At 69.9% G+C, this 21,208-nt stretch carries 19 protein-coding genes; 4 read left to right on the forward strand and 15 right to left on the reverse strand.

The window, feature by feature from the left end; genetic code table 11:
- Positions 1-115: 115 nt before the first annotated feature.
- Complete coding sequence (locus tag ACT3T9_RS13300; protein ID WP_441443551.1) at positions 116-847, reverse strand: HAD-IA family hydrolase; 732 nt, start codon at positions 845-847, stop codon at positions 116-118.
- A 74-nt stretch (positions 848-921) separates the two neighbouring features.
- Between ACT3T9_RS13300 and ACT3T9_RS13305 the strand changes: the two genes are divergently transcribed.
- Both ACT3T9_RS13305 and ACT3T9_RS13310 read left to right on the forward strand, forming a co-directional pair.
- Positions 922-1,782: an AzlC family ABC transporter permease gene (locus tag ACT3T9_RS13305; protein ID WP_444501726.1), complete on the forward strand. Its 861-nt coding sequence runs from the start codon at positions 922-924 to the stop codon at positions 1,780-1,782.
- Positions 1,779-2,093: an AzlD domain-containing protein gene (locus tag ACT3T9_RS13310; protein ID WP_441443553.1), complete on the forward strand. Its 315-nt coding sequence runs from the start codon at positions 1,779-1,781 to the stop codon at positions 2,091-2,093. Before ACT3T9_RS13305 ends, ACT3T9_RS13310 begins: the two co-directional genes overlap by 4 nt.
- 116 nt (positions 2,094-2,209) lie before the next feature.
- Here the strand turns inward: ACT3T9_RS13310 and ACT3T9_RS13315 are convergent, their stop codons facing one another.
- From ACT3T9_RS13315 to ACT3T9_RS13345, 7 genes are all read right to left on the reverse strand, one after another.
- Positions 2,210-2,638 (reverse strand): hypothetical protein, encoded by a 429-nt coding sequence (locus tag ACT3T9_RS13315; protein WP_441443554.1) that lies wholly within the window; start codon positions 2,636-2,638, stop codon positions 2,210-2,212.
- A gap of 13 nt (positions 2,639-2,651) precedes the next feature.
- Positions 2,652-3,437: a 4-hydroxy-tetrahydrodipicolinate reductase gene (dapB, locus tag ACT3T9_RS13320; RefSeq protein ID WP_441443555.1), complete on the reverse strand. Its 786-nt coding sequence runs from the start codon at positions 3,435-3,437 to the stop codon at positions 2,652-2,654.
- Between the two features lie 136 nt (positions 3,438-3,573).
- Positions 3,574-4,908 (reverse strand): M16 family metallopeptidase, encoded by a 1,335-nt coding sequence (locus tag ACT3T9_RS13325; RefSeq protein ID WP_441443556.1) that lies wholly within the window; start codon positions 4,906-4,908, stop codon positions 3,574-3,576.
- Between the two features lie 59 nt (positions 4,909-4,967).
- Positions 4,968-6,902, reverse strand: coding sequence for a serine/threonine protein kinase (locus ACT3T9_RS13330; RefSeq protein ID WP_444606760.1), 1,935 nt, complete (start codon positions 6,900-6,902; stop codon positions 4,968-4,970).
- A gap of 356 nt (positions 6,903-7,258) precedes the next feature.
- A complete protein-coding gene (locus tag ACT3T9_RS13335; protein ID WP_441443558.1) occupies positions 7,259-9,514 on the reverse strand; it encodes a polyribonucleotide nucleotidyltransferase in 2,256 nt (751 codons plus the stop codon).
- 213 nt (positions 9,515-9,727) lie between these two features.
- On the reverse strand, positions 9,728-9,997 hold the full coding sequence (gene rpsO, locus ACT3T9_RS13340; RefSeq protein ID WP_441443559.1) for a 30S ribosomal protein S15: 270 nt from the start codon (positions 9,995-9,997) through the stop codon (positions 9,728-9,730).
- 153 nt (positions 9,998-10,150) lie between these two features.
- On the reverse strand, positions 10,151-11,167 hold the full coding sequence (locus ACT3T9_RS13345; protein WP_441443560.1) for a bifunctional riboflavin kinase/FAD synthetase: 1,017 nt from the start codon (positions 11,165-11,167) through the stop codon (positions 10,151-10,153).
- A 405-nt stretch (positions 11,168-11,572) separates the two neighbouring features.
- Here ACT3T9_RS13345 and ACT3T9_RS13350 point away from each other — a divergent pair, with 405 nt between their 5' ends.
- Positions 11,573-13,108, forward strand: coding sequence for a L,D-transpeptidase (locus ACT3T9_RS13350; protein ID WP_444606761.1), 1,536 nt, complete (start codon positions 11,573-11,575; stop codon positions 13,106-13,108).
- Between the two features lie 124 nt (positions 13,109-13,232).
- On the opposite strand, the gene truB is transcribed toward ACT3T9_RS13350, so the two are convergent.
- From truB to rimP, 7 genes are all read right to left on the reverse strand, one after another.
- Entirely contained in the window at positions 13,233-14,186 is a 954-nt protein-coding gene (truB, locus tag ACT3T9_RS13355) for a tRNA pseudouridine(55) synthase TruB (RefSeq protein WP_444606762.1), read from the reverse strand.
- Complete coding sequence (gene rbfA, locus ACT3T9_RS13360) at positions 14,183-14,698, reverse strand: 30S ribosome-binding factor RbfA (RefSeq protein ID WP_441443563.1); 516 nt, start codon at positions 14,696-14,698, stop codon at positions 14,183-14,185. The genes truB and rbfA overlap by 4 nt, the downstream gene beginning before the upstream one ends.
- Positions 14,695-14,865, reverse strand: coding sequence for a hypothetical protein (locus ACT3T9_RS13365; protein ID WP_441443564.1), 171 nt, complete (start codon positions 14,863-14,865; stop codon positions 14,695-14,697). Before ACT3T9_RS13365 ends, rbfA begins: the two co-directional genes overlap by 4 nt.
- A gap of 61 nt (positions 14,866-14,926) precedes the next feature.
- Positions 14,927-17,821 carry a translation initiation factor IF-2 gene (infB, locus tag ACT3T9_RS13370; RefSeq protein ID WP_441443565.1) on the reverse strand — a complete coding sequence of 965 codons (2,895 nt, stop codon included), beginning with the start codon at positions 17,819-17,821 and terminating at the stop codon, positions 14,927-14,929.
- Positions 17,822-17,916: 95 nt separating this feature from the next.
- The gene (locus ACT3T9_RS13375; RefSeq protein WP_441443566.1) at positions 17,917-18,291 is read right to left on the reverse strand and encodes a YlxR family protein; all 375 of its coding nucleotides are present in this window, start codon (positions 18,289-18,291) and stop codon (positions 17,917-17,919) included.
- Positions 18,292-18,362: 71 nt separating this feature from the next.
- Complete coding sequence (gene nusA, locus ACT3T9_RS13380; RefSeq protein WP_441443567.1) at positions 18,363-19,349, reverse strand: transcription termination factor NusA; 987 nt, start codon at positions 19,347-19,349, stop codon at positions 18,363-18,365.
- Position 19,350: 1 nt separating this feature from the next.
- Positions 19,351-19,977: a ribosome maturation factor RimP gene (rimP, locus tag ACT3T9_RS13385; protein ID WP_441443568.1), complete on the reverse strand. Its 627-nt coding sequence runs from the start codon at positions 19,975-19,977 to the stop codon at positions 19,351-19,353.
- 125 nt (positions 19,978-20,102) lie between these two features.
- Between rimP and ACT3T9_RS13390 the strand changes: the two genes are divergently transcribed.
- Positions 20,103-21,185 carry a DUF4439 domain-containing protein gene (locus ACT3T9_RS13390; protein WP_441443569.1) on the forward strand — a complete coding sequence of 361 codons (1,083 nt, stop codon included), beginning with the start codon at positions 20,103-20,105 and terminating at the stop codon, positions 21,183-21,185.
- The last annotated feature ends 23 nt before the right edge of the window (positions 21,186-21,208 follow it).

A 21,208-nucleotide genomic window follows, 5' to 3' on the forward strand; every position in this document is an offset into this window, starting at 1 on the left:
AGAGGGAGGGGCATCAGGGACGCACCCGAGGACTCCAGGCGCGCGGACGGACCGGGTTCGGCCGCCCGAGCTTATCAACGGGTCAAGACCCGCCGAGGCAGGCGCGACGTGAAATTCAGCTGCCGCGGCGTGAGAGGACCAGCTCGGCCCCATCGACCCGGAGCTCGAGGTCGTCCAACGACGTGACCAGCGCATCTGCCAGCGGAGCGAGGTCGCTGGCCGGCGTGGTGCTGGTCACCGCGATGGTGCGGGATCCGGCCGCAGCACCGGAGTGCAGGCCTCCGATCGAGTCCTCGATCACGGTGGTGTCGGCGGGATCGATGCCGAGCCGCTCAGCACCCAGCAGGTAAGGCTCGGGATCCGGCTTGCCCTTGCTGACCTGGTCGGCGGTGACGAGACCCGCGGGGACCGGCAGGCCGGTGCGGGCCCAGCGCGCCTCGAACAGCGGCCTGGTGCAGGAGGTGACGATGGTCCAGGTGGCGCGACCGATCTGTGCCGCGGCCTCATCGAGCTCGCGCAGCAGCCTTTCGGTGCCCGGCAGCACGACGATCTCCGCGACATCGGCGATCTCGAGCTCTTCGATCCGGCGGTGAGCGGCGTCCAGCGCCGCCTCATCGAGCTCCGGCAGCAGCTCGCCGAGGACCTGACGGGCTGGCTTGCCATGCTGCTCCGCGCCGAAGGTGAGATCTGTGCCGAGCTCGCGCAGCAGCTGGTTCCAGGAGCGTTCGACCGACGGGCCCGAATCGATGAGGGTCCCATCCATGTCCAGCAGCAGCGCAGAGGTGCGCATCGGCAGTGCCTGCCCTTCCGAAGGGACAGCATGGGAGGGGACAGAAGAAGACGTCATGCCTCCAGAATCTCATACCGATCACGGGACAGGACGGCAGCATCCGCGCAGGTGACCGTAGAGTGTCGAGCATCATGACCACCGCTTCACCGACCTCGATGAGCCCCGGCCCCGCCATCGCCGAGCGTCTGCGCACCATCCGCCGGACCGGGCTGTCGATCGGGGTGGCCACCGGCCTGTACGGCATCTCCTTCGGAGCCCTGGCCACCGCATCCGGATTGGATGTCTGGCAGGCGATGGTGCTCTCGGCGGTGATGTTCACCGGCGGCAGCCAGTTCGCCTTCATCGGGGTGGTGGGCGGTGGGGGCTCGGCGATCGGGGCGGCGCTGGCCGCCGTGCTGCTCGGGATCCGCAACACCCTGTACGGACTGATCCTGGCTCCGTCCCTGCCCCAGGGCGGCTTCCGAGGCCTCGCCCGGGCGCACCTGACGATCGACGAGTCCGCCGCACTGGCGGCAGGCGGCACCACGACCACGGAGAAGCGGGCCGGGTTCTGGGCCGCAGGTGTGTGGGTGTACGTCTTCTGGAATCTGTTCTCGCTGGTGGGTGCACTGGCCGGACAGCATGTCGCGGATCCGGGGGCGTGGGGGCTGGATGCAGCCGCAGCGGGAGCGTTCATCGCGCTGCTGTGGCCGCGCCTGCGCAGTGGCGAGGCGGTCGCAGTCGCCGTGGCCGCGGCCTTCGTGGCGCTGGTGACCACCCCCGCGCTCCCCTCCGGGCTGCCTGTGCTGGCCGCGGCGCTGGTGGCGGTGGTCGCGGGGCTGCTGCCCTCGCGTCGGCGCCTGGTGCACCACGAGATCGAGGTCGACACCGCGCCGGATGCTGAGCCCGCAGAACACACTGAGCCCGCTGAGCCCGCTGAGCCCGCTGAGCCCGCTGAGCCCGCTGAGGAGCCTGCGAGCGACGAGGAACGATCGGAAGGTGGATCACGATGAGCATGCTGTGGATCGCGGTGATCGCCGCCTCGGTGCTCTCGTTCGCACAGAAATGGGTGGGCTATCAGGCTCCCCCGGACGTGCTCGAGCGCCCGCAGGTCTCCCGGATCACGACGCTGCTGCCGATCGCGCTGCTGGGGGCTCTGGTCGCCACGCAGACCGCGACCAGCGGCAGCGACATCGTGCTCGATGCGCGACTGGCGGGCCTCGGCGCGGCGGTGGTGCTGCTGTGCCTGCGAGCACCGTTCCTGGTGGTCGTGGTCGGGGCTGCGGCGGTCGCGGCCGGTCTGCGGGCGCTCGGCTGGGGCTAGACCTCGATCGCTCGAGCCCCGGCCAGCCGCGGTGCTCACGACCCCAGACAGCGTCGTTGCTCAGCGGTCAGCGGTCAGCGATCAGCGATCAGCGATCAGCGATCAGCGATCAGCGATCAGCGATCAGCGATAGTGCTCTGCGGTCGGCGTCGGTGCTCGTCGATGGCGCGACGGGTGGCCATCCGGGCACCCTTGCGGTCCCGCATCGCGTCATAGGCCAGCGCGAGGCGGAACCAGGCGCGCCAGTCCTGCTCGTCCCCGTCCTGGAGCGCGGTGCGGGCGGCCTCGAACTCGGCACGCGGGTCGTCGCCGTCGGCCTCCGCCGGCGGCTCGTAGCTCCGGGCCAGGCGCCCGGCGCCCATCCCGAACAGCATCTCCCGCCAGGTCACCCAGATGGTGAGCAGCAGCAGGATGCCGATGCCGAGGGCCAGGCCGTAGCCCACGGCGCTCCCGGCGCGCACGAAGCCCCAGGCGATCCAGCCCAGACCCCAGGCATAGGCCGCGGTGATCAGCACCAGCACGGCGACGAAGATCTTCTCTCTCATCGGCGGGGCCTGCTCAGCCGAGATCCATGTAGCCGTCCAGGCCCACGGTGAGCCCCGGATGTGCGGCGACCTCGCGCACGCCCAGCAGCACCCCGGGCATGAAGCTGACGCGGTCGAAGGAATCGTGACGCAGCACGAACTGCTCTCCCACCCCACCGAACTGCACTACCTCGTGGGCGACCAGGCCGCGCTGGCGCACGGCGTGCACGTGGATCCCATCGATCACCGCGCCGCGTGCGCCGTCCGGATCCTTCTCGGTGGCATCCGGCACCGCGCCCAGGCCGGCGGCGGCGCGGCCCCGGGCGATCGCGGCCGCAGTGTGACGGGCGGTGCCCGATGGGGCGTCGAGCTTGTTCTCGTGATGCATCTCGATGATCTCGGCGCTGTCGTAGTAGCGCGCGGCGACCTCCGCGAAGCGCATGGCGAGCACGGCACCGATCGCGAAGTTCGGGGCGATCAGCACCCCGACCTCGGAGTGCTCGGCGAGCTGGTCCCGCAGCGCAGCGAGCGACTGCTCGGTCCAGCCAGTGGTGCCGACCACCGCGTGGATGCCGTGGTCCACCAGCCAGCGCACGTTCTCCGCGGTGACCGACGGGACGGTCAGGTCGATCGCGACCTCTGCCTTCGCCTCGCTGATCGCTGCGAGGTCATCGCCACGGCCGATGCGCGCCACCAGCTCGAGATCGGAGGCGTCCTCGACGGCCTGACAGGCGGCGGCACCCATCCGGCCGGAGGCTCCCAGCACGGCGACCCGAGTGGGACGCTGCGAGGACGAAGCAGGGGACGGGGAGGCAGTCATGGGGTTCTCTCCTGAGTAAGCGGCGGAACGGGCGGCGAAGGTGGCGACGGGCGACGTAGGACGGAACGGGCGGCGAGGGACGGAACGGTCCGGGCGTTCGAGGACCGGGCTGCGGGGTACGGGGCTGTGCCGGCGCTCAGCTCTCGGGACCGACCTCGACGCGGGTGCTGAAGGAGTCGGAGAACCGGGCGGCGAGGGCACGGACATCCTCCACCCCGACCCGGCCGATCCGCTCGAGCGTCTCGTCGACGCCGGTGTAGCGGCCATGGACCAGCTCAATGGTGCCCAGGCGTCCCATCCTCGAGCTGGTGTCCTCGAGGCCGAGGGCGAAGGACCCGGTGATCTGCCCCTTCGCCCGAGCGAGCTCCTGCTCGTCGATGCCCGCGCTCCCCATCCGGGCCAGCTCCTCCGCGAGCAGCTCGACCACCTGGGTGGTGCGCGAAGGCCGGCAGGCGGCGTACAACCCGAACAGTCCGGCGTCCCGGTACCCGGCGCTGAAGGAGTACACCGAGTACGCGAGTCCGTGACGCTCGCGAACGTTCTGGAACAGGCGGGAGGACATCCCTCCGCCGAGGATCGACATCAGCACCGAGAGCGCATGGCGGTCCTCGCTGAGGGCGGTGAGGCCGTGTCCCCCGAGGTAGATGTGGTTCTGCTCGGTGGGGCGGTGCAGGCGGTGGGGCTGCAGGGCGGAGACATCAGTGAGAATGCCCGGATCGCTCTCGACCGAGTATTCAGGGCGGCTGCGCCACGTCGGCGCCACGCCCTCCTCGAGGTTCCAGCCGCCGCGTCGCAGCCCGGCCTGCAGGAGACCGGCCAGCTCCTCGTGCTCGATGTCGCCGACGGCGGTGACCACCAGGTTGTCCGGCCGGTAGTGCTCACGGAAGTGGGCGCGCACATCCTCGATGCCGAGCGCGGAGACGGTGTCCACGGTCCCGCCGACGGGGCGGCCGAGGGCTGTGTCCGGTCCCAGCACGTCGGCGAGGAACGTCTCGTACCCGACGTCGTTCGGGTCGTCCTCGGCCATCGCGAGCTCCTCGAGAATGACCTCGCGCTCGGTCACGAGCGCATCCTCCTCGAGCGTGCTCGCGGTGATCATGTCGGTGAGGACGTCCACGGCCATCGGCACGTCGGAGGAGCGGACCCGTCCGTAGTAGAGGGTGTGCTCCTTCGCGGTGACCGCGTTGGAGTCTCCGCCCACCTCGTCGAAGGCGGCCGCGATGTCCATCGCGCTGCGCCGACGGGTGCCCTTGAACAGCAGATGCTCGAGCACGTGGGTCGACCCGGCGTGGGCAGGGGTCTCATCACGGGAGCCCACCGGCAGCCACAGACCGATAGTCGCGCTGCGCACGCTCCGATCCGTCTGGGTCAGCAGCCGGACTCCTCCGGGCAGGATGCTGCGCCGCACGCCGGTGGCGGGATCGAGCAGCACATCGGAGGAGGGATCGTCATAAGCGAGGTCAACAGGCATCGATCGATTGTTCCACGCTCGGAGGGGTCGGTGGACCCAGCGGTCCCCCGGCCGCCGCCTCAGCCCTCCTCGGCCTCCTGGCGAGCGGCATCGATGTTCTCCTCGGTGCCGTACAGGGTGGGGGTGGCGAGATACACCGGATGGTCGTCATCCTGCACGGTGTACACGATGTCCAGCCGCAGCTTGTCCTTCACCGGGAGGTCGACCTCGAGGTACTCCTTGAAGGTGACCGAGCCTGACCACACCTTGACCTGGTCGAGGTAGATCTCCACGGTGCGCGAGGCGTCGGGATACTTGTCGGTGTCCGACAGCCCGAGGGTGAACGTGAGCCGGTCGAACTTCCGGCCCAGGTTGTAGGAGCTGCGGTGGACGTCCTCCCAGCTGTTGACCTGGGCTGTGATCGAGTTCGGGTGCACGGGTCCATCCATCGGCACCGGACCGGACTCGGTGGAGACCCCCTCCTCCCCGATGAAGGAGATCTGGGTGAGCGGGATCGAGGACGCCGCGCGCCCCACCTGCAGCGTCACCGAATCTCCGACAGGCTTCCCGGGCTCGGGGGTGGTGGCGATGACGTATCCGTCCTGACCGGGATCCTCGACCTCCACCTCCTCGATGGTGACCTCGACATCCTCCGGAAGGCCCCGCTCGGCCGCCTGGGACGTCTCCCCGATCACATCCGGCATCGTGGGCGCTTCGGTGGTCGGCGAGGCCGATTCCACCGGCTCCTCGGTGTCCTCGTCCTCGGTGGGCAGCTCCTGCGGGGTGCTCTCCGACGCGGCCGACGGCTCCGCCTCGGTGGTGGCCGCGCCTGCTTCCGCTTCTGCGCCGCCGTCGAGCATCCGATAGACGCCGACGCCGCCGATGCCGAGCACCAGCGCCACCAGCACCACGGCGACCAGCGCGGGGAGCACCCAGCGTCGCTTGCGTCGTGGCGGCTGTTCGGCCGCGGCCTGCGGGATGGTCGGCGCGGTGACCGGCGAGCTGTAGCTGGGCGAGCTGTAGCTCGGCGAGCCGTAGCCCGGGGACCCCGGCCCCGGCCCCGGTGAGGCCGCGTAGGCCGCCGGTGCCTGCTGCGCAGAGGGGCCGGACTGCGGGTTCACACGGGTGGCGTCATCGATGACCCCGGTAGGCGGCAGGGCGATCGGGGCTGGGGGCGCACTGACGCGCGGAGCTGCCGGAAGCTGCTCGAGGTGGGGCTGGAGGCTGGTGAGCTCCTCGCTCACCTGCGCCATGGCCGGGCGTCGCGCAGCCTCCTTCAACATCATCCGCATCACCAGGTCCCACAGTGCATCCGGGATCCCCTCGGGGCGGCCCGGCAGCGCCTCCTGGTGCAGGCGGAAGACCTCCATCAGGCTGCCGCGGAACGGGGTGACCCCGCACAGCAGCTCGTAGAGCAGCACGCCGAGGGAGTAGACGTCGGAGCTGGGCTCGAGGTCCCGGGCACGGATCTGCTCCGGCGACATGTAGGCGCCGGTCCCCGCCTGCACGGTGACGGAGTTGTCCTCCCCGTCCTCGCAGATGCGGGCCACCCCGAAGTCGGCGACCTTCGGTGCTGGCGGGCTCTGCATCTCGTCGAGCAGGATGTTCGCGGGCTTGAGATCCCGATGCACGATCCCCTTCGCATGCACCTCTCGCATGCCCTCGGCGATCGCAGCCCCGAGACGAGCCACCTCGGCAGGTCGGAAGGTCCCCAGCTCACGCTTCACGACCGCGAGATCGCGGCCGCGCACGAGATCCATGACGATCGCGAGCGTCTCCCCCTCGACCACCATGTCCCGCACCGCCACGACATGCGGGCTGCGCACCTGGAGCATCACCGAGCGCTCCTGGATGAAGCGGCTGAGGATCTCCGGCTCACCCGCCAGCTGCGCCCGGAGGATCTTGACGGCGACCTCGTCGCCCTCACGGGTCCGGGCCCGGAAGACCTCGCCCATCCCCCCGGATCCCAGGCGCTCACCGAGCGTGTAACGGCTGCCCAGCGGCATATCGGTCATGGAATGGAGTCCTCACACGGGTGGCCCGGCAGTTCGGAAAGTTCGCCGCGGGCCGGCCTGCGCATCGCCGCCGCCATTGGACGACGCCCCCTGAGACATGCACCCGCGAACATCGGCAGTATACCGAGCAACGGGCCGCCGCCTCCCGGTGTCGAAGTGAACTCCACGAGAGCCGGACGCCCTGCCGGAGAGGGAGAAGGAGAGGGAGAGCCTGCCAGGCCGCGCGACCCTGTCGCAGGGAAGAGGGGCGACGCCGTCCCGGAGTAGAGGTGCGGCCCCGCCACAGAAAGTAGGAGGGGAGGCATCCAGTTGGATGCCTCCCCTCCCGGTGCCGTCAGCCGAGGCCGACGGGCGGATCACTCCGCGGTGTTCTCCTCAGCGGCCGGGGCGGAGTCGGTGGACTCCGCCTCGTCCTCGATCACACCGAGGGAGATCTTGCCGCGGGAGTCGATCTCGCGGATCTCCACTTCGATCTTCTGACCGACCTTGGCGACGTCCTCGACGTTGTCGACCCGCTTGCCGCCGTTCAGCTTGCGCAGCTGGGTGACGTGAAGCAGTCCGTCCTTGCCCGGGGTGAGCGAGACGAACGCGCCGAAGTCGACGACGCGCACGACGGTGCCGAGATAGCGCTCGCCGATCTCGGGAACCATCGGGTTGGCGATCGCGTTGACCGCGGAGCGCGCGGCCTCAGCGGAGGGGCCATCGGTGGCGCCGATGTAGACGGTGCCGTCGTCCTCGATGGTGATGTCCGCGCCGGTGTCGTCCTGGATCTGGTTGATCATCGCGCCCTTCGGGCCGATGACCGCGCCGATCTTGTCGACGGGGATGGTGACCGCGAGGACGCGCGGGGCGTACGGGCTCATCTCGTCGGGAGCATCGATCGCCTCGTTCAGGACACCGAGGATCGCCAAGCGAGCCTCATGGGCCTGCGAGAGCGCACCGGTCAGCACGGAGGTCGGAAGACCGTCGAGCTTGGTGTCGAGCTGGATGGCGGTGATGAACTCGCTGGTCCCTGCGACCTTGAAGTCCATGTCGCCGAAGGCGTCCTCTGCACCGAGGATGTCGGTGAGCGCCGCGTAGCGGGTCTCTCCCTCCACGGTGTCCGAGATCAGGCCCATGGCGATGCCGGCGACGGCGGCGCGCAGCGGCACACCGGCGTTCAGCAGCGACAGGGTCGAGGCGCAGACCGAGCCCATAGAGGTGGAGCCGTTGGAGCCGAGAGCCTCGGACACCTGACGGATCGCGTAGGGGAACTCCTCGCGTGTGGGCAGCACCGGCACCAGGGCGCGCTCGGCGAGCATGCCGTGACCGATCTCGCGACGCTTCGGGGAGCCGACGCGGCCGGTCTCGCCGGTGGAGTACGGCGGGAAGTTGTAGTGGTGCACGTAGCGCTTGCGCGTGACCGGCCCGAGGGAGTCGATCTGCTGCTCCATCTTGAGCATGTTCAGCGTGGAGACACCCATGATCTGGGTCTCGCCGCGCTGGAACAGGGCAGAGCCGTGGACCCGCGGGAGGACCTCGACCTCAGCGGAGAGCGCACGGATGTCGCGCAGGCCGCGGCCGTCGATGCGGACGCCGTCGGTGAGGACCTTCTTGCGCACGACCTGCTTGGTCAGCGCACGGTACGCACCGCTGACCTCCTTCTCGCGGCCTTCGAGCTGCTGGCCCTCGCCGGCGAGCTCTGCGACGACCTCATCGAGCAGCTGCTCGGTGCGCTCCTCGCGCTCGGTCTTCGCAGCGATCGACATGATCTCCGCGAGACGCCCGGTGGCAGCGGCCTCGACGATGTCGTAGGCGTCGTCCTGGAAGTCCAGGAAGAGCGGGAACTCGCGCACCGGCTTGGCGGCGGTGGCGGCCAGCTCCTGCTGGGCGATGCAGAGGCTGCGGATGAAGACCTTGGAGGCCTCGATGCCCTCGGCCACGACGGCCTCGGTGGGAGCGATCGCGCCCTGCTCCTTGATGAGCGTCCAGGCGTTGTCGGTGGCCTCGGCCTCGACCATCATGATCGCGACATCGTCCTCGACCATGCGGCCGGCGACGACCATGGAGAACACGGCCTCGTCCAGCTGCGAGAAGGTCGGGAAGGCGACCCACTGGCCGCCGCCCTGGGCGTTCGGCATGAGCGCGATGCGCGCGGCGCCGATCGGACCGTTGAAGGGCAGACCGGAGATCTGGGTGGAGGCAGAGGCGCCGTTGATGCCGACGACGTCATAGGCGTCGTCGGGACCGTTGGACATCACGGTGAGGACGACCTGGACCTCGTTGCGCAGGCCCTTGACGAAAGCCGGACGCAGCGGGCGGTCGGTGAGGCGGCAGGCGAGGATCGCGTCGGTGCCGGGACGGCCTTCACGACGGAAGAACGAGCCGGGGATGCGACCCGCGGCGTACATCCGCTCCTCGACGTCGATGGTGAGCGGGAAGAAGTCGAAGTGATCCTTCGGCTTGTTCGACACGGAGGTCGCCGAGAACACCATGGTGTCGTCGTCGAGGTAGACGGCGACGGCGCCGGCTGCCTGCTGGGCGAGACGGCCGGTCTCGAAACGGATCTCGCGGCGCCCGTAGGAGCCGTTGTCGATGACTGCGGTGGTTGCGGTGATTTCAGGGCCTTCCATGGCCATGTGGATCTCCTCTGGTAGGGGGTTGCCCTGCCGGTGCGGCCTTCGTCAGTCACGCGCGGTGCGCTGGTGGGGCTCCTCAGAGCCGTGCTCCAGCGGTCCGCAGGCCACTGCCGAGGACCGAACCTGGTCGGGGCGGGGTTCTCAGGGTGCCCGCAAGTGCGGGCAGATGAAACCGCCGCCCGCCCTGTGGGCGAGCGGCGGAGATGATCAGCGGCGGATGCCGAGGCGCTGGATCAGCGCACGGTACCGCGTGATGTCAGTGGCCTGCAGGTACTTCAGCAGGCGCTTGCGCTGACCGACCATCAGCATCAGACCACGACGCGTGTGGTGATCGTGCTTGTGGGTCTTCAGGTGCTCGGTCAGGTACTTGATGCGGTGCGTCAGGAGCGCGGCCTGGACCTCGGGCGAACCGGTGTCGCCCTCGCCGGTCGCGTACTCCGTGATGATCGCCTGCTTGGTGGCGGTATCGAAGGCCATATGGTTCTCCTCTGGTCGCTGCGCGGCGCCTTGGGACCGTCTGTCCCAGGCTCTCTGGACGAGCGTCCCCCGGTCGCAGCTGCCCGCAGAACGGGTGGTGCGCAGTGGGGGCGGATCGCTCTCCGCGGCCGAATTCACGGCCCGAGCAGGATATCAGTCGTCGACGGCAGGATGGGGGCGCTCCGCGGCGAGAGTGTGGCGGGTCACCTCGACATCCTTCGCCATCTGCTCGACCAGCGCCTCCGCGGAGTCGAACTTGAGCGTCGGGCGCTGGAAGTCGACGAACTCGAACCGCACGGTGTCCCCGTAGAGATCCAAGTCATGGGCTCCGTGAACGTACGCCTCGACCGCCCGCTGCGGAACACCGTCAGGCTCGAAGGTGGGGTTGGTGCCGATGGAGATCGTGGCGGGGGCTCCGGCGAGCGGCTCGACGCCCAGATGCGAGGGGTCCTGCTCGGTAACGGTGAGATACCCGGCGTAGACGCCATCCGCGGGGATCAGGCCCGCGGGCGCCGGCCCGAGATTGGCCGTGGGGAATCCCAGCTCCCGACCGCGCTGGAATCCGTGGTGGACCACGTCGGTGACGGTGTGCAGCCTGCCCAGCGCGAGGTTCGCGGCCCGCACCTCTCCCTCGAGCAGATCGCGCCTGACCGCCGAGGAGGAGATGCGTCCGCTGCCCGCCCCCTGCGGCCCGAGGTCTTCGACGGTCACGACCTCGAAGCCGTACCGCTCGCCGAGCTCGCGCATGGTGCTGATATCGCCTGCGTTGGCACGTCCGAAGAGCGCGTCCTCTCCCAGGACGACGCATTTCGCTCCCAGCCCCTCGACGAGGAAGCGCCGCACGAAGTCCTCAGGGGAATGCTGCGCGAACGGGAGCGTGAACTCGAGGTCGAGGACCCCGTGCATGCCCGCCAGCAGCAGCAGCCGGTCGCGGTCCTCGTGGCCGGTGAGGAGCGGGGTCTGCGCAGGGTCCCCCATGACATGCCGGGGATGGGGCCAGAAGGTGACGGCGACGGGGGCGAGCGAACGCGCCTCAGCATGCCTGCGGAGCTGGTCCAGCACGAAGCGATGACCGCGATGGACGCCGTCGTAGTTGCCGATCGACACTGCTGTCGCGCCGAGAGCGGCCGGCACCTCCTCGACGGAGTGCCAGATGGGGACGCGGGTCACGGCGCGGTCATGTCCTTCCAGGGCCGGGTGCGCTGTCGCACCCTGGGGCAGGGGGCGCCGGGGATCGGCGCTGCGGCGAAGAACGCCGGTGCACACTGTAGCGCCCGAGCACCGGCCCGCCGCCGAGTGCGCGACCCAGCGCACGACCCAGCGCACGAGCCAGCGCGCGACAGAGTGCCACCGACACCCATTTTCCGACAGCCATTCCGAAAGCGTCACGAAACTGCCTGTGACTGGCACACAAAGATGCCGAGCTGTGACGAACCTCAGCCTCGCCCCCTCGCGCGCAGAGGCGCACCCTCCGTTACCCTGAGGAACGAGGCGGCGCCGGGGACGGACCCCTGTGCTTTTCCGGGCTCGCGCGCGGAAGCAGTCACGACGGCCGCCGAGATCGGATCTGGATCCATGATGAACGTGACCGAGACGGCCGCGCTGGGCGGCCCGTCCCGACCCACTGGCCGCCAGGGCCGTCGGCGGGTCACCCTCATCCTGGTGGCCATCATCGCCACCCTAGCCGTGGTGCTCACCGGCGGTGCGCTCGCCTACGCCAAGCAGTTCGACGGCCGCGCTCTGCCCGGCACCACGGTGCTCGGCCAGGATGTCGCGGGGAAGACTCCGGAGGAGATCGCCGCACTGGTGACCGAGCGCGGAGAATCCGTCTCCGTCGCAGTGACCGCAGGCGAGCAGCAGCTCGACGTGCCGCTGGCCGATCTCGGGGTGACCGTGGACGCCGCCGCAACGGCCAAGGCCGCCGTCTCCCGCGACGATTCCTTCACCGGCGTGATCTCCTCGACCTGGTCGGGCGAGCACACCGTGGAACCGGTCGTCACCGTGGATGGGGCGAAGGTCGAGGAGTTCGCGAACACCCTGGTGCCCGCGGACATGACCACCCCGGTCGATGCCCAGGTGAGCTTCGATGAGGACCAGCAGACCTGGAACGCTGTCCCCGGCCGCAACGGCCAGGGCCTGGATCCTCAGACCCTCGTGGACGCGGTCACCCAGAACGCTCCCGCTCTGAAGGACTTCACCGTCGAGCAGCCGATCGAGGAGATCGCCCCGGCGATCACCACCGAGGAGGCCGAGGAAGTCGTCGGCACGATCGCGACTCTGCTCGAGCAGCCGATGTCGATCACCGGTGCCGATGACAAGGTCCATGAGGTCTCCGCGGAGCGCCGCAACGGCTGGATCTCCGTGGTCCCCGACGAGTCCGGCCAGGCACTGACGATCGCGGTCGACGAAGAGGCTGTGCGTGAGTGGGTCGTCGCCCGCGCCGACAAGGATGCGGTGAAGCCGGAGAACGGCATCGAGCAGATCGACGAGGAAGGCGAGGTCGTCAAGGTCATCTCCGAGAAGAAGGACGGTCTCGAGATCACCAACACCGACGCGGTGGTCGGGGAGCTGGTCACCGCGCTGCGGGGCACCACGCCGCTCGAGGCGGCCTTCGAGACCAAGAAGATCGAGTCCGAGGTCGAGCAGGTCGATGCCCCGAAGCCGGAGAAGGACGAGGAGAAGAAGGACGGCACCGATGACGAGGCCGCCACTCCCGCCAATCCCACCGGCGAGAAGTGGATCGACGTCGACCTCAGCAACAAGACGGTCACCGCCTACGTGGGTGATACCGCGGTGTGGGGACCGCGGTCGATGGTGGACGGCAAGGAAGGCAATGAGACCGTCACCGGCACCTTCGAGATCTACCTGCGCTACGACCGTCAGGACATGACCAACGCCGCCTACTACCCCGAGGGGCACGAGAAGTACTACCTCACGCCTGACGTCCCCTGGGTGCAGTACTTCCACCGCGGGTTCGGCTTCCACGGTGCGCCGTGGCGCTCGTCCTTCGGGTACTCCGGCTCCCACGGCTGCATCAACATGCCGGTCTCGGATGCCAAGTGGCTGTACGACTGGGCGAGCATCGGCACCAAGACCGTGGTCCACTACTGACCCGTCTGCACTGACCCGCCTGCCGCCGCGCGCAGCGAAGAAGGGCCCTTCCCGAGAAGATCGGGAAGGGCCCTTCTCGTAATCGGAACCTGTTACGCACGGTGCCTCGGAGCACCTCGCAGCCTCAGCAGCGAGCATCCTCCGGCACCACCAGGATGGGTCGCCAGCGCTCCTGCTCCCGCTCGAGGATCGCCACCAGGTGTCCGGAGCCGTCGAGCGCCGCGACCGGCCGCTCCTCCTCCGCCGGTGCAGCGGCCCCGGGCTGCTGCCAGCGAGGGGGCGTGGGACGCGCCGCGGCGGTGATCCGCTGGCCTGTGCCGAGCGCCGCGGACTGCTCCGCATCGACGCGGAGCGTGCCGAGCACCAGGGACGCGATCTCCCCGAGCCCGCGCAACGGGAGCTCCACGTCATCGCCCTCACCTCGCGCCGGCACCTGCACTGCATCCGCCACCGTGAACGGGCCCACGGCGGTGCGGCGGAGCGCGGTCAGATGCCCTCCGACGTCGAGCGCGGAGCCGAGATCGCGGGCCAGAGCCCGCACATAGGTGCCTGAGGAGCAGTCGATCACCGCGTCCAGGTCGAGGTGCACTCCGTCCTGGCGGCGGGCGGTCAGCTCGAAGCGGGAGACCCTCACCGGCCGGGCGGCGAGCTGCACATCCTCCCCGGCACGGGCACGGGCGTAGGCGCGCTTGCCATCGATCTTGATCGCGCTGACCGTGGAGGGCACCTGCTCGATGTCTCCGCGGAGCGCGTCCAGATGCTGCTCGATCAGCGGCTGCGGCAGGGTGGACGCTTCGCGCTGCTCTCCGAGCGGCTCGCCCTCCCTGTCATCCGTGGTGGTCGCGCGGCCCAGCCGGAGCGTTGCCTCGTAGGTCTTGCCGAGTCCCACCAGGTAGGTCAGCAGCCGGGTGCCCTGGCCCACGCCGAGCACCAGCAGTCCGGTGGCCATCGGGTCCAGGGTGCCGGCGTGCCCGACCTTCTTCGTGCCCAGCAGCCAGCGCACTCGGGCGACCACGTCGTGGCTGGTCCGCTCCGGCGCCTTGTCGACGACCAGAATCCCTTGCGGGCCGGGGGTCACGCCTGCTCGCGGCTGGTCTCGTCGGCAGTCTCGTCGTCGGTGCCCGGCAGGTCGTCCTGGTCGGCACTGTCGAGATCGTCCGCATCCTCGTCCTCGCGAGGCTTGCGGTAGGGGTCCTCTTCCCCGGCGTAGCTCGCTCCGACCTTGGTCTTCTCGAGCTCGGCATCACGGCCGCGCGCCTCGCTGAGCAGGTCCTCGATGACGCGTGCGTTCTCGGGGATCGCATCGGCGATGAACTCGAGGGTCGGGGTGAGCCGCACGCCGGTCTGGCGACCGACCTCGCGGCGCAGCATGCCAGTGGCGCTGACCAGTGCGGCGGCGGTGCCCTCGCGCTCCTCGTCAGTGCCGAAGACGGTGTAGAAGAGGGTGGCGTGCTGGAGGTCGCCGGTCACGCGCACGTCGGTGATCGTCACGAAGCCGAGGCGCGGGTCCTTGACCCGGTTGTCGAGCATGGTGGCCACGATGACCTTGATGCGATCAGCGAGCTTGAGGGCGCGGGGGTGGTCTGTCATGGGATGTCGTTCTCCTGGTCTGGGGCGAGGGCTGCGAGGTCCTCGAGGTGGGGGCTGTCGTAGGGGGCCGGGCACAGATCCACCCCGTGGACGGCGAGACGCCCCGCGGCCTGCGCAGAGATGCAGGAGGCCGACGGGGCGCACAGCAGGAAGGACACCTCGGACATCGTGGTCTCCTCCCTCGCGGGTCACGGTCGGGCACCGCTTGGGCGCCCGACCGTCCCGGCATCAGATGCGGGGCTTCTCCTGCATCTCATAGGTGGTGATGAGGTCCTCGAGCTGGAGGTCGTTGTACGAGCCCAGGTTGATACCGCACTCATACCCGTCGCGGACCTCGGTGACATCATCCTTGAACCGACGCAGGCCGGCCACTTCGATGTTCTCGGAGATGACCACACCCTTGCGGGTGATGCGAGCCTTCGCACCGCGCTTGATGATGCCGCTGCGCACGATCGAACCGGCGATGTTGCCGAACTTGGAGGAGCGGAAGATCTCGCGGATCTCCGCCGAGCCGAGCTCGACCTCCTCGTACTCCGGCTTGAGCATGCCCTTGAGAGCAGCTTCGACCTCGTCGATGGCGTTGTAGATCACGCTGTAGTACTTGATCTCCACGCCCTCACGATCGGCGTAGTCAGCGTTCAGGCCCTCGGCCCGCACGTTGTAGCCGATGATGACCGCGTTGGAGGCCACCGCGAGGTTGATGTTGTTCATCGTGATCGCGCCGACGCCGCGGTCGATGATGCGCAAGTCCACGCCGTCACCGATCTCGATGCCCAGCAGCGACTCCTCGAGGGCCTCGACGGCACCCGCCGCGTCACCCTTGAGGATGAGGTTGAGGGTCTCGACCTTGCCATCAGCCATGTGCTGGTTGATGTCCTCGAGGCTGATGCGCTTGCGCACCTTCGAGAGCGATGCGGCACGCTTGGCGGCCTCGCGCTTCTCGGCGATCTGGCGGGCGGTGCGCTCGTCCTGGGCGACCAGGAAGGAGTCACCGGCGCCGGGCACCGAGGTCAGGCCGAGCACCTGGACCGGACGGGACGGGCCCGCCTCGGTGACGGTCTCGCCGTTCTCGTCGATCATCGCGCGGACACGGCCGTGGCCGGAACCGCAGACGATCGCGTCGCCGACCCGCAGGGTGCCCTGCTGGACCAGCACCGTGGCGACCGGACCGCGGCCCTTGTCGAGGTTCGCCTCGATGGACACGCCGCGCGCGTCCTTATCGGCGATCGCGGTGAGCTCGAGAGCGGCCTCCGCCGTGAGCAGGACCGCCTCCAGCAGCGCCTCGATGTTGAGGTTCTCGCGGGCGGAGACGTCGACGAACATGGTGTCGCCGCCGTACTCCTCTGCGATCAGGTTGAACTCCGTCAGCTGCTGACGGATCTTCTCCGGGTTGGCCTCGGGCTTGTCGACCTTGTTGACCGCGACCACGATCGGGACGTTCGCCGCCTGGGCGTGGTTGAGCGCCTCGATGGTCTGGGGCATCACGCCGTCATCCGCAGCGACCACCAGGATCGCGATGTCGGTGACGTCCGCGCCACGGGCACGCATGGCGGTGAACGCCTCGTGGCCCGGGGTGTCGATGAACGTGATGGCGCGCTCTGCGCCGTCGTGCTCGACCTCCACCTGGTAGGCACCGATGTGCTGGGTGATGCCGCCGGCCTCGCCCGCGCCGACCGTCGCCTTGCGGATCGTGTCGAGCAGGCGGGTCTTGCCGTGGTCGACGTGACCCATGACGGTGACCACCGGCGGACGCGGGAGGCGATCCTCGGAGTCCTCGCCAGCGAGCTCGGCATCGAGGTCGATGTCGAACTGTCCGAGCAGCTCGCGCTCCTCGTCCTCCGGGGAGACGATCTCGATCTTGTACCCCAGCTCGGTGCCGAGCAGGTCGAAGGTCTCCTCGTCGAGGGACTGGGTGGCGGTGGCCATCTCGCCCATCGCGAAGAGCACCGTGATCAGCGATGCGGGATTGACGTCGATGAGGTCGGCGAAGTCGGAGAGCGAGGCACCGCGACGCAGGCGGATCGGCGTGCTGCCATCACCGCGCGGGATCGAGACGCCGCCCGGTGCGGGCGCCGACATCTGCTCGAATTCTGCGCGCTTCGCACGCTTCGACTTGCGGGAGCGGGCAGGCTTGCCGCCGCGTCCGAAGGCACCCTGGGTGCTGCCGCGACCTCCGCGACCGCGAGGACCGCCGCCGGGACGTGCGGGACCGCCACCGGCAGGAGCGCCGCCGGGACCGGGACGGCCACCACGGCCGCGGCCGGGGGCGCCGCCCTGGTTGGCATCGGCGAGACCGCCGGAGGAGTGCTGACGCATGATCCCCGGGGTGGGCATCCCGGGACGGCTCGCCGGACGCGGTGCGCCAGCGGTACGGGGAGCGCCTCCCTCACGCGGCGGACGTGCACCGGCCTGGCCTGCCTGGTCCGCGCCGGGGCGCGGCGGGCGCTGGCCCGGGCGGGGCATGCCCTGCGAGCTGGCGAAGGGATTGTTCCCGGGACGGGGCGCGCCGGGACGGCCGCCTCCCTCACGGGGCGGACGAGCGCCGCCGGGGCTCGGCTTGCGAGCACCCGGACGCGGCATGCCCTGCGAGCTGGCGAAGGGATTGTTGCCGGGACGTCCGTTGCCGGGACGAGGAGCGGGACGCTCTCCACCGGGCTTGGGAGCGGCAGCAGCGGGCTTCGCAGCACCGGGCTTGGGGGCGTCCGCAGCCGGCGTCGGAGCCTGCTCTTCTGCGGCAGGGGTCTCCGGAGCGGGCTGCGCAGCAGGGGCCTCGGCAACCGGCGTCGGCGCAGCTGCCTCTGCCGGCGCGGCAGGTGCAGAAGGTGCCGGCGCGGGCTCAGGCTCGGCAGGCTTCTGCGGAGCGGGCTTGGCGCCGGGCTTGGGTGCAGCACCGGGCTTGGGAGCGCCGGAGGGCTTGGGGGATGCACCGGAGTCGCTCTTCGTCGCGGAGGCGTCTGCCCCGTTCTGGACGGGGAGCTCCTCACGCAGACGGCGTGCTACCGGCGCTTCGATGGTGGAGGAGGCGGAACGAACGAATTCGCCCATGTCCTGCAGCTTCTGCAGAACGACCTTGCTCGGGTGTCCGAGCTCTTTAGCGAGCTCGTGGACGCGGACCTTAGCCACATTTCTCCTGTCTCGGTCCGGCCGACAAGAGGGCGCGGACCATTAATTCCTGAGGGTGCTCATTTGCGAGTACTCATCGGATGTCCATGGTTCTTCTACCTGTTCCACGTGCGGTTGGGATCGAAGGTCTCGAGGTCCCGGGCTAGGTGCCCGGTGTCGACAGCGCCGCGGAAGGACCGGGCGAAGCCGCCTCGCCGCAGGGCGAGGTCGAGACATGCTGCATCGGGGTGGAGCCACGACCCGCGGCCCGAAGCCGATCCGGGAGGATCGACGCGGACGCGTGGGGTGACGCCGTCGGGAGAGGACTCCCGGACCAGACGCACCAGCTGCTCGCGCGGGGCCACCTGACGGCAGCCGACACACGTGCGCTCGGGGACGTGAGCGGCAGAGCGACTGATCACTCCACCTCCTGAGTTCCGAGCACGTCCGCTCGGGCGGATGCTCGATCGTCGGACGATCTGCGGCACCACTCGGCGAACAGCCTCCCCAGTGTAGCGGAACAGGTCCGACTCATCGTCAGTGGGGAGGCGTGGGACACACCTCAGGCCGCAGGCGGCGGTTCGGGCGCGTTCTCCGGGCGGATGTCGATCTTCCAGCCGGTGAGCTTCGCGGCCAGGCGGGCGTTCTGCCCATCCTTGCCGATCGCGAGGGAGAGCTGCGTCTCGGGGACCACCGCACGGGCGGCCCGGCCCACCTCATCGATCACGGTCACGCTGGTGACCCGCGCCGGCGAGAGCGCGTTGGCGACATAGCGGGCGGGGTCCTCGTTGAAGTCGACGATGTCGATCTTCTCGCCGCCGAGCTCGTTCATCACCGCGCGTACGCGAGCGCCCATCGGGCCGATGCAGGCGCCCTTGGCGTTGATGTCCGGTGCCGTCGCATAGACCGCCATCTTGGTGCGGTGCCCGGCCTCGCGGGCCAGGCCGGCGATCTCGACCGAGCCGTCGGCGACCTCCGGGACCTCGAGCGCGAACAGCCGCCGCACCAGGTTCGGATGGGAGCGCGAGAGGGTGATCTGAGGGCCCTTGGGACCGCGACGGGCCTCGGTGACGTAGGCACGCAGGCGCCGACCGTGGGAGTAGTCCTCCCCCGGCACGCGCTCATGCGGAGGCAGCACGGCCTCGACCTCACCGAGGTCCACCAGCACCATCCGCGGGTCACGTCCCTGCTGAATGATGCCGGAGACGATGTCATCGGCGCGGTCGGCGTACTCGCCGAGCACCGCCTCGTCCTCGAGATCGCGGATGCGCTGGAAGATCACCTGGCGGGCCGTGGAGGCCGCGACGCGCCCGAAGTTCTCGGGAGTGTCGTCCCACTGCTCGACCACGTTCCCCTCGGCGTCCCGCTCCCGGGCGATGACTGCGACCTCACCGGTGCTCTCATCGATCTGCACCTCCGAGTCCCGCACCGGGTGGTCGGTGTGGAGATATGCCGCGTGGAGCGCGGAACGGATCGCGTCCAGCAGCACCGGCAGGCGGATCTCGCGCTCGCGCTCAAGGGCCCTCAGGGCACCCATGTCGATGTCCATCTCAGCTCTCCTTCATTTCGGCAGTGTGGTCCGTGGCAGCGGTGTCTGCGGCAGCGGTATCCGTGGCAGCGGTCTCGGCGTCGGCGATCAGCTGCGCGAGGTCTGCGGGCGGGTCGAACTCGATCTCCACCTTCGCGGTGGTGACCTCGGAGAGCGGGATGCGCAATCTCTCGACGGTGCCCTCGGGCAGCTTCAGGGGCCTTCCGCGGTCGTCGCGGCCGGGCTCCTGCCGCAGGAGCAGCAGGTCCCCCTCGAGCGCCAGCATCCGCGCACGGTAGGTCGTCCCGTCGGCAGTGGACAGGGACACGATGCGTCCGCGCGAACGGCGGAAGTGCCGTGGCGCGGAGAGGACGCGTTCCACGCCCGGGGTGGTGACCTCGAGCAGGACGGGGGCGCTGCCCAGCAGTGCATCGTCGGCATCCACCAGCTCGGACAGCTCGCGGGAGGCCTCGGCGACGGTCTCGAGGTCGACGCTGCCGAGCTGGTCCTCGGGGAGGTCCACGATCAGCCGCACCTGCGGCATCGCACCGCCCCCGCGGATCTCGACGTCCTCGAGCACGAGCCCGTGGGTGTCCAGCACCCGGGTGGCGGTCTTCCGCAGGATGGTCTGGTCGTCGAGTGCGCTCATGGCCCTCGCCTCCTCCTGCTATGGGTGTCTGTGGTGCCCGGGACGATGCCCGGAGCGTTGGCACCAGGATAGTGGCCGCGCATCGCCCGCGCCCACCTCAGCCGCTGCGATGCGAGAATCCTCCTGTGTCGCTCATCGCTCGTTCCCGCTCCGCCGCCCCCTCTCCCGCGCGCCGCACGGTGCTGCGGGCCGCGGTCGGTGCGCTGGCGATGCTGCCCCTGGCGAGCTGCGGCCGGGTCACGCTCGGCGGTCCCCAGGAGTACACCCCGCCCCCGCCGGGGATCGACGACCTCTACCGCATCGATCTGCTGACGCTCCTGGACCGGGTGATGGCTGGCACCGATCACGTCGTGCAGGCGTTCGAGACCGAGCCCGGGGAGCCGGCGCTGTCTGCGGCGCTCACCACGCTCAGCGCCGCCCTTCCCATCCAGCGCACCGCCCTGCTCACCGGCGCTCAGCTCGAGCGCGAGCGCGAGGCTCAGGAGGATCCTGCGCCGGGGCAGACAGCTCCTCCCCCGCCCGCGGACGCTCCCACCGACGTCGCCGGTCTGCTGGCCGCGCTGGAGGAGCTCCGGGACCTGGCCGCAGCCGCAGCCCGACAGGTCTCGGGCTCGCTGGCCCGCCCGGTGGTCGCGATCGCGGCGCACACGGTCTGGATCACCCTGCGGCTGCGCGCCGCCACGGGCACCGGAGAGGCGACCCCCGCCCCGACTGCGGAGGAACTCACGCCGAGCCGCGAGGTGCCCTCCACGGACCCGCCGTCCGTCGGTGCACAAGCCGACTACCACGCCGTGATCGAGCAGACCCAGCAGGAGGAGTGGTTCGCGGGCTACCTCCACGAGGTGCTGGCCGCACGGGTCGAGGACGAGGCCCGGCAGCAGCACCTCGACCAGGCCGAGCTCCATCGCACCCGCGCCGAGGAGCTGGGGCGCATCGCGGAGGAGGACGGCGCCCCGGTGGTGGCACGGCAGGCGGTCTACGCGATCCCCGGAGGGACGCTCGATGCAGAGCTCACCGGTGAGCTGCCGACACTGCTCTCGGAAGGCCTGCTGCTCAATTACATCGCGCTGGTCGGGGCGGCGCCCTTCGAGCGCCGGCCGCTGCCCATCGCGGCCGCCCTCACCGAGGCAGGGCGATTAGCCGCGCTGGTGGACCGGATGGAACCGCTGCCGAGCCTGACGGTCGAGGACCAGCCGGTCAGCGACTGAGCCCAGGCGCCGACCGACGTTCC

Source organism: Brachybacterium sp. AOP29-B2-41, from assembly GCF_052378395.1.
Lineage (GTDB): Bacteria > Actinomycetota > Actinomycetes > Actinomycetales > Dermabacteraceae > Brachybacterium.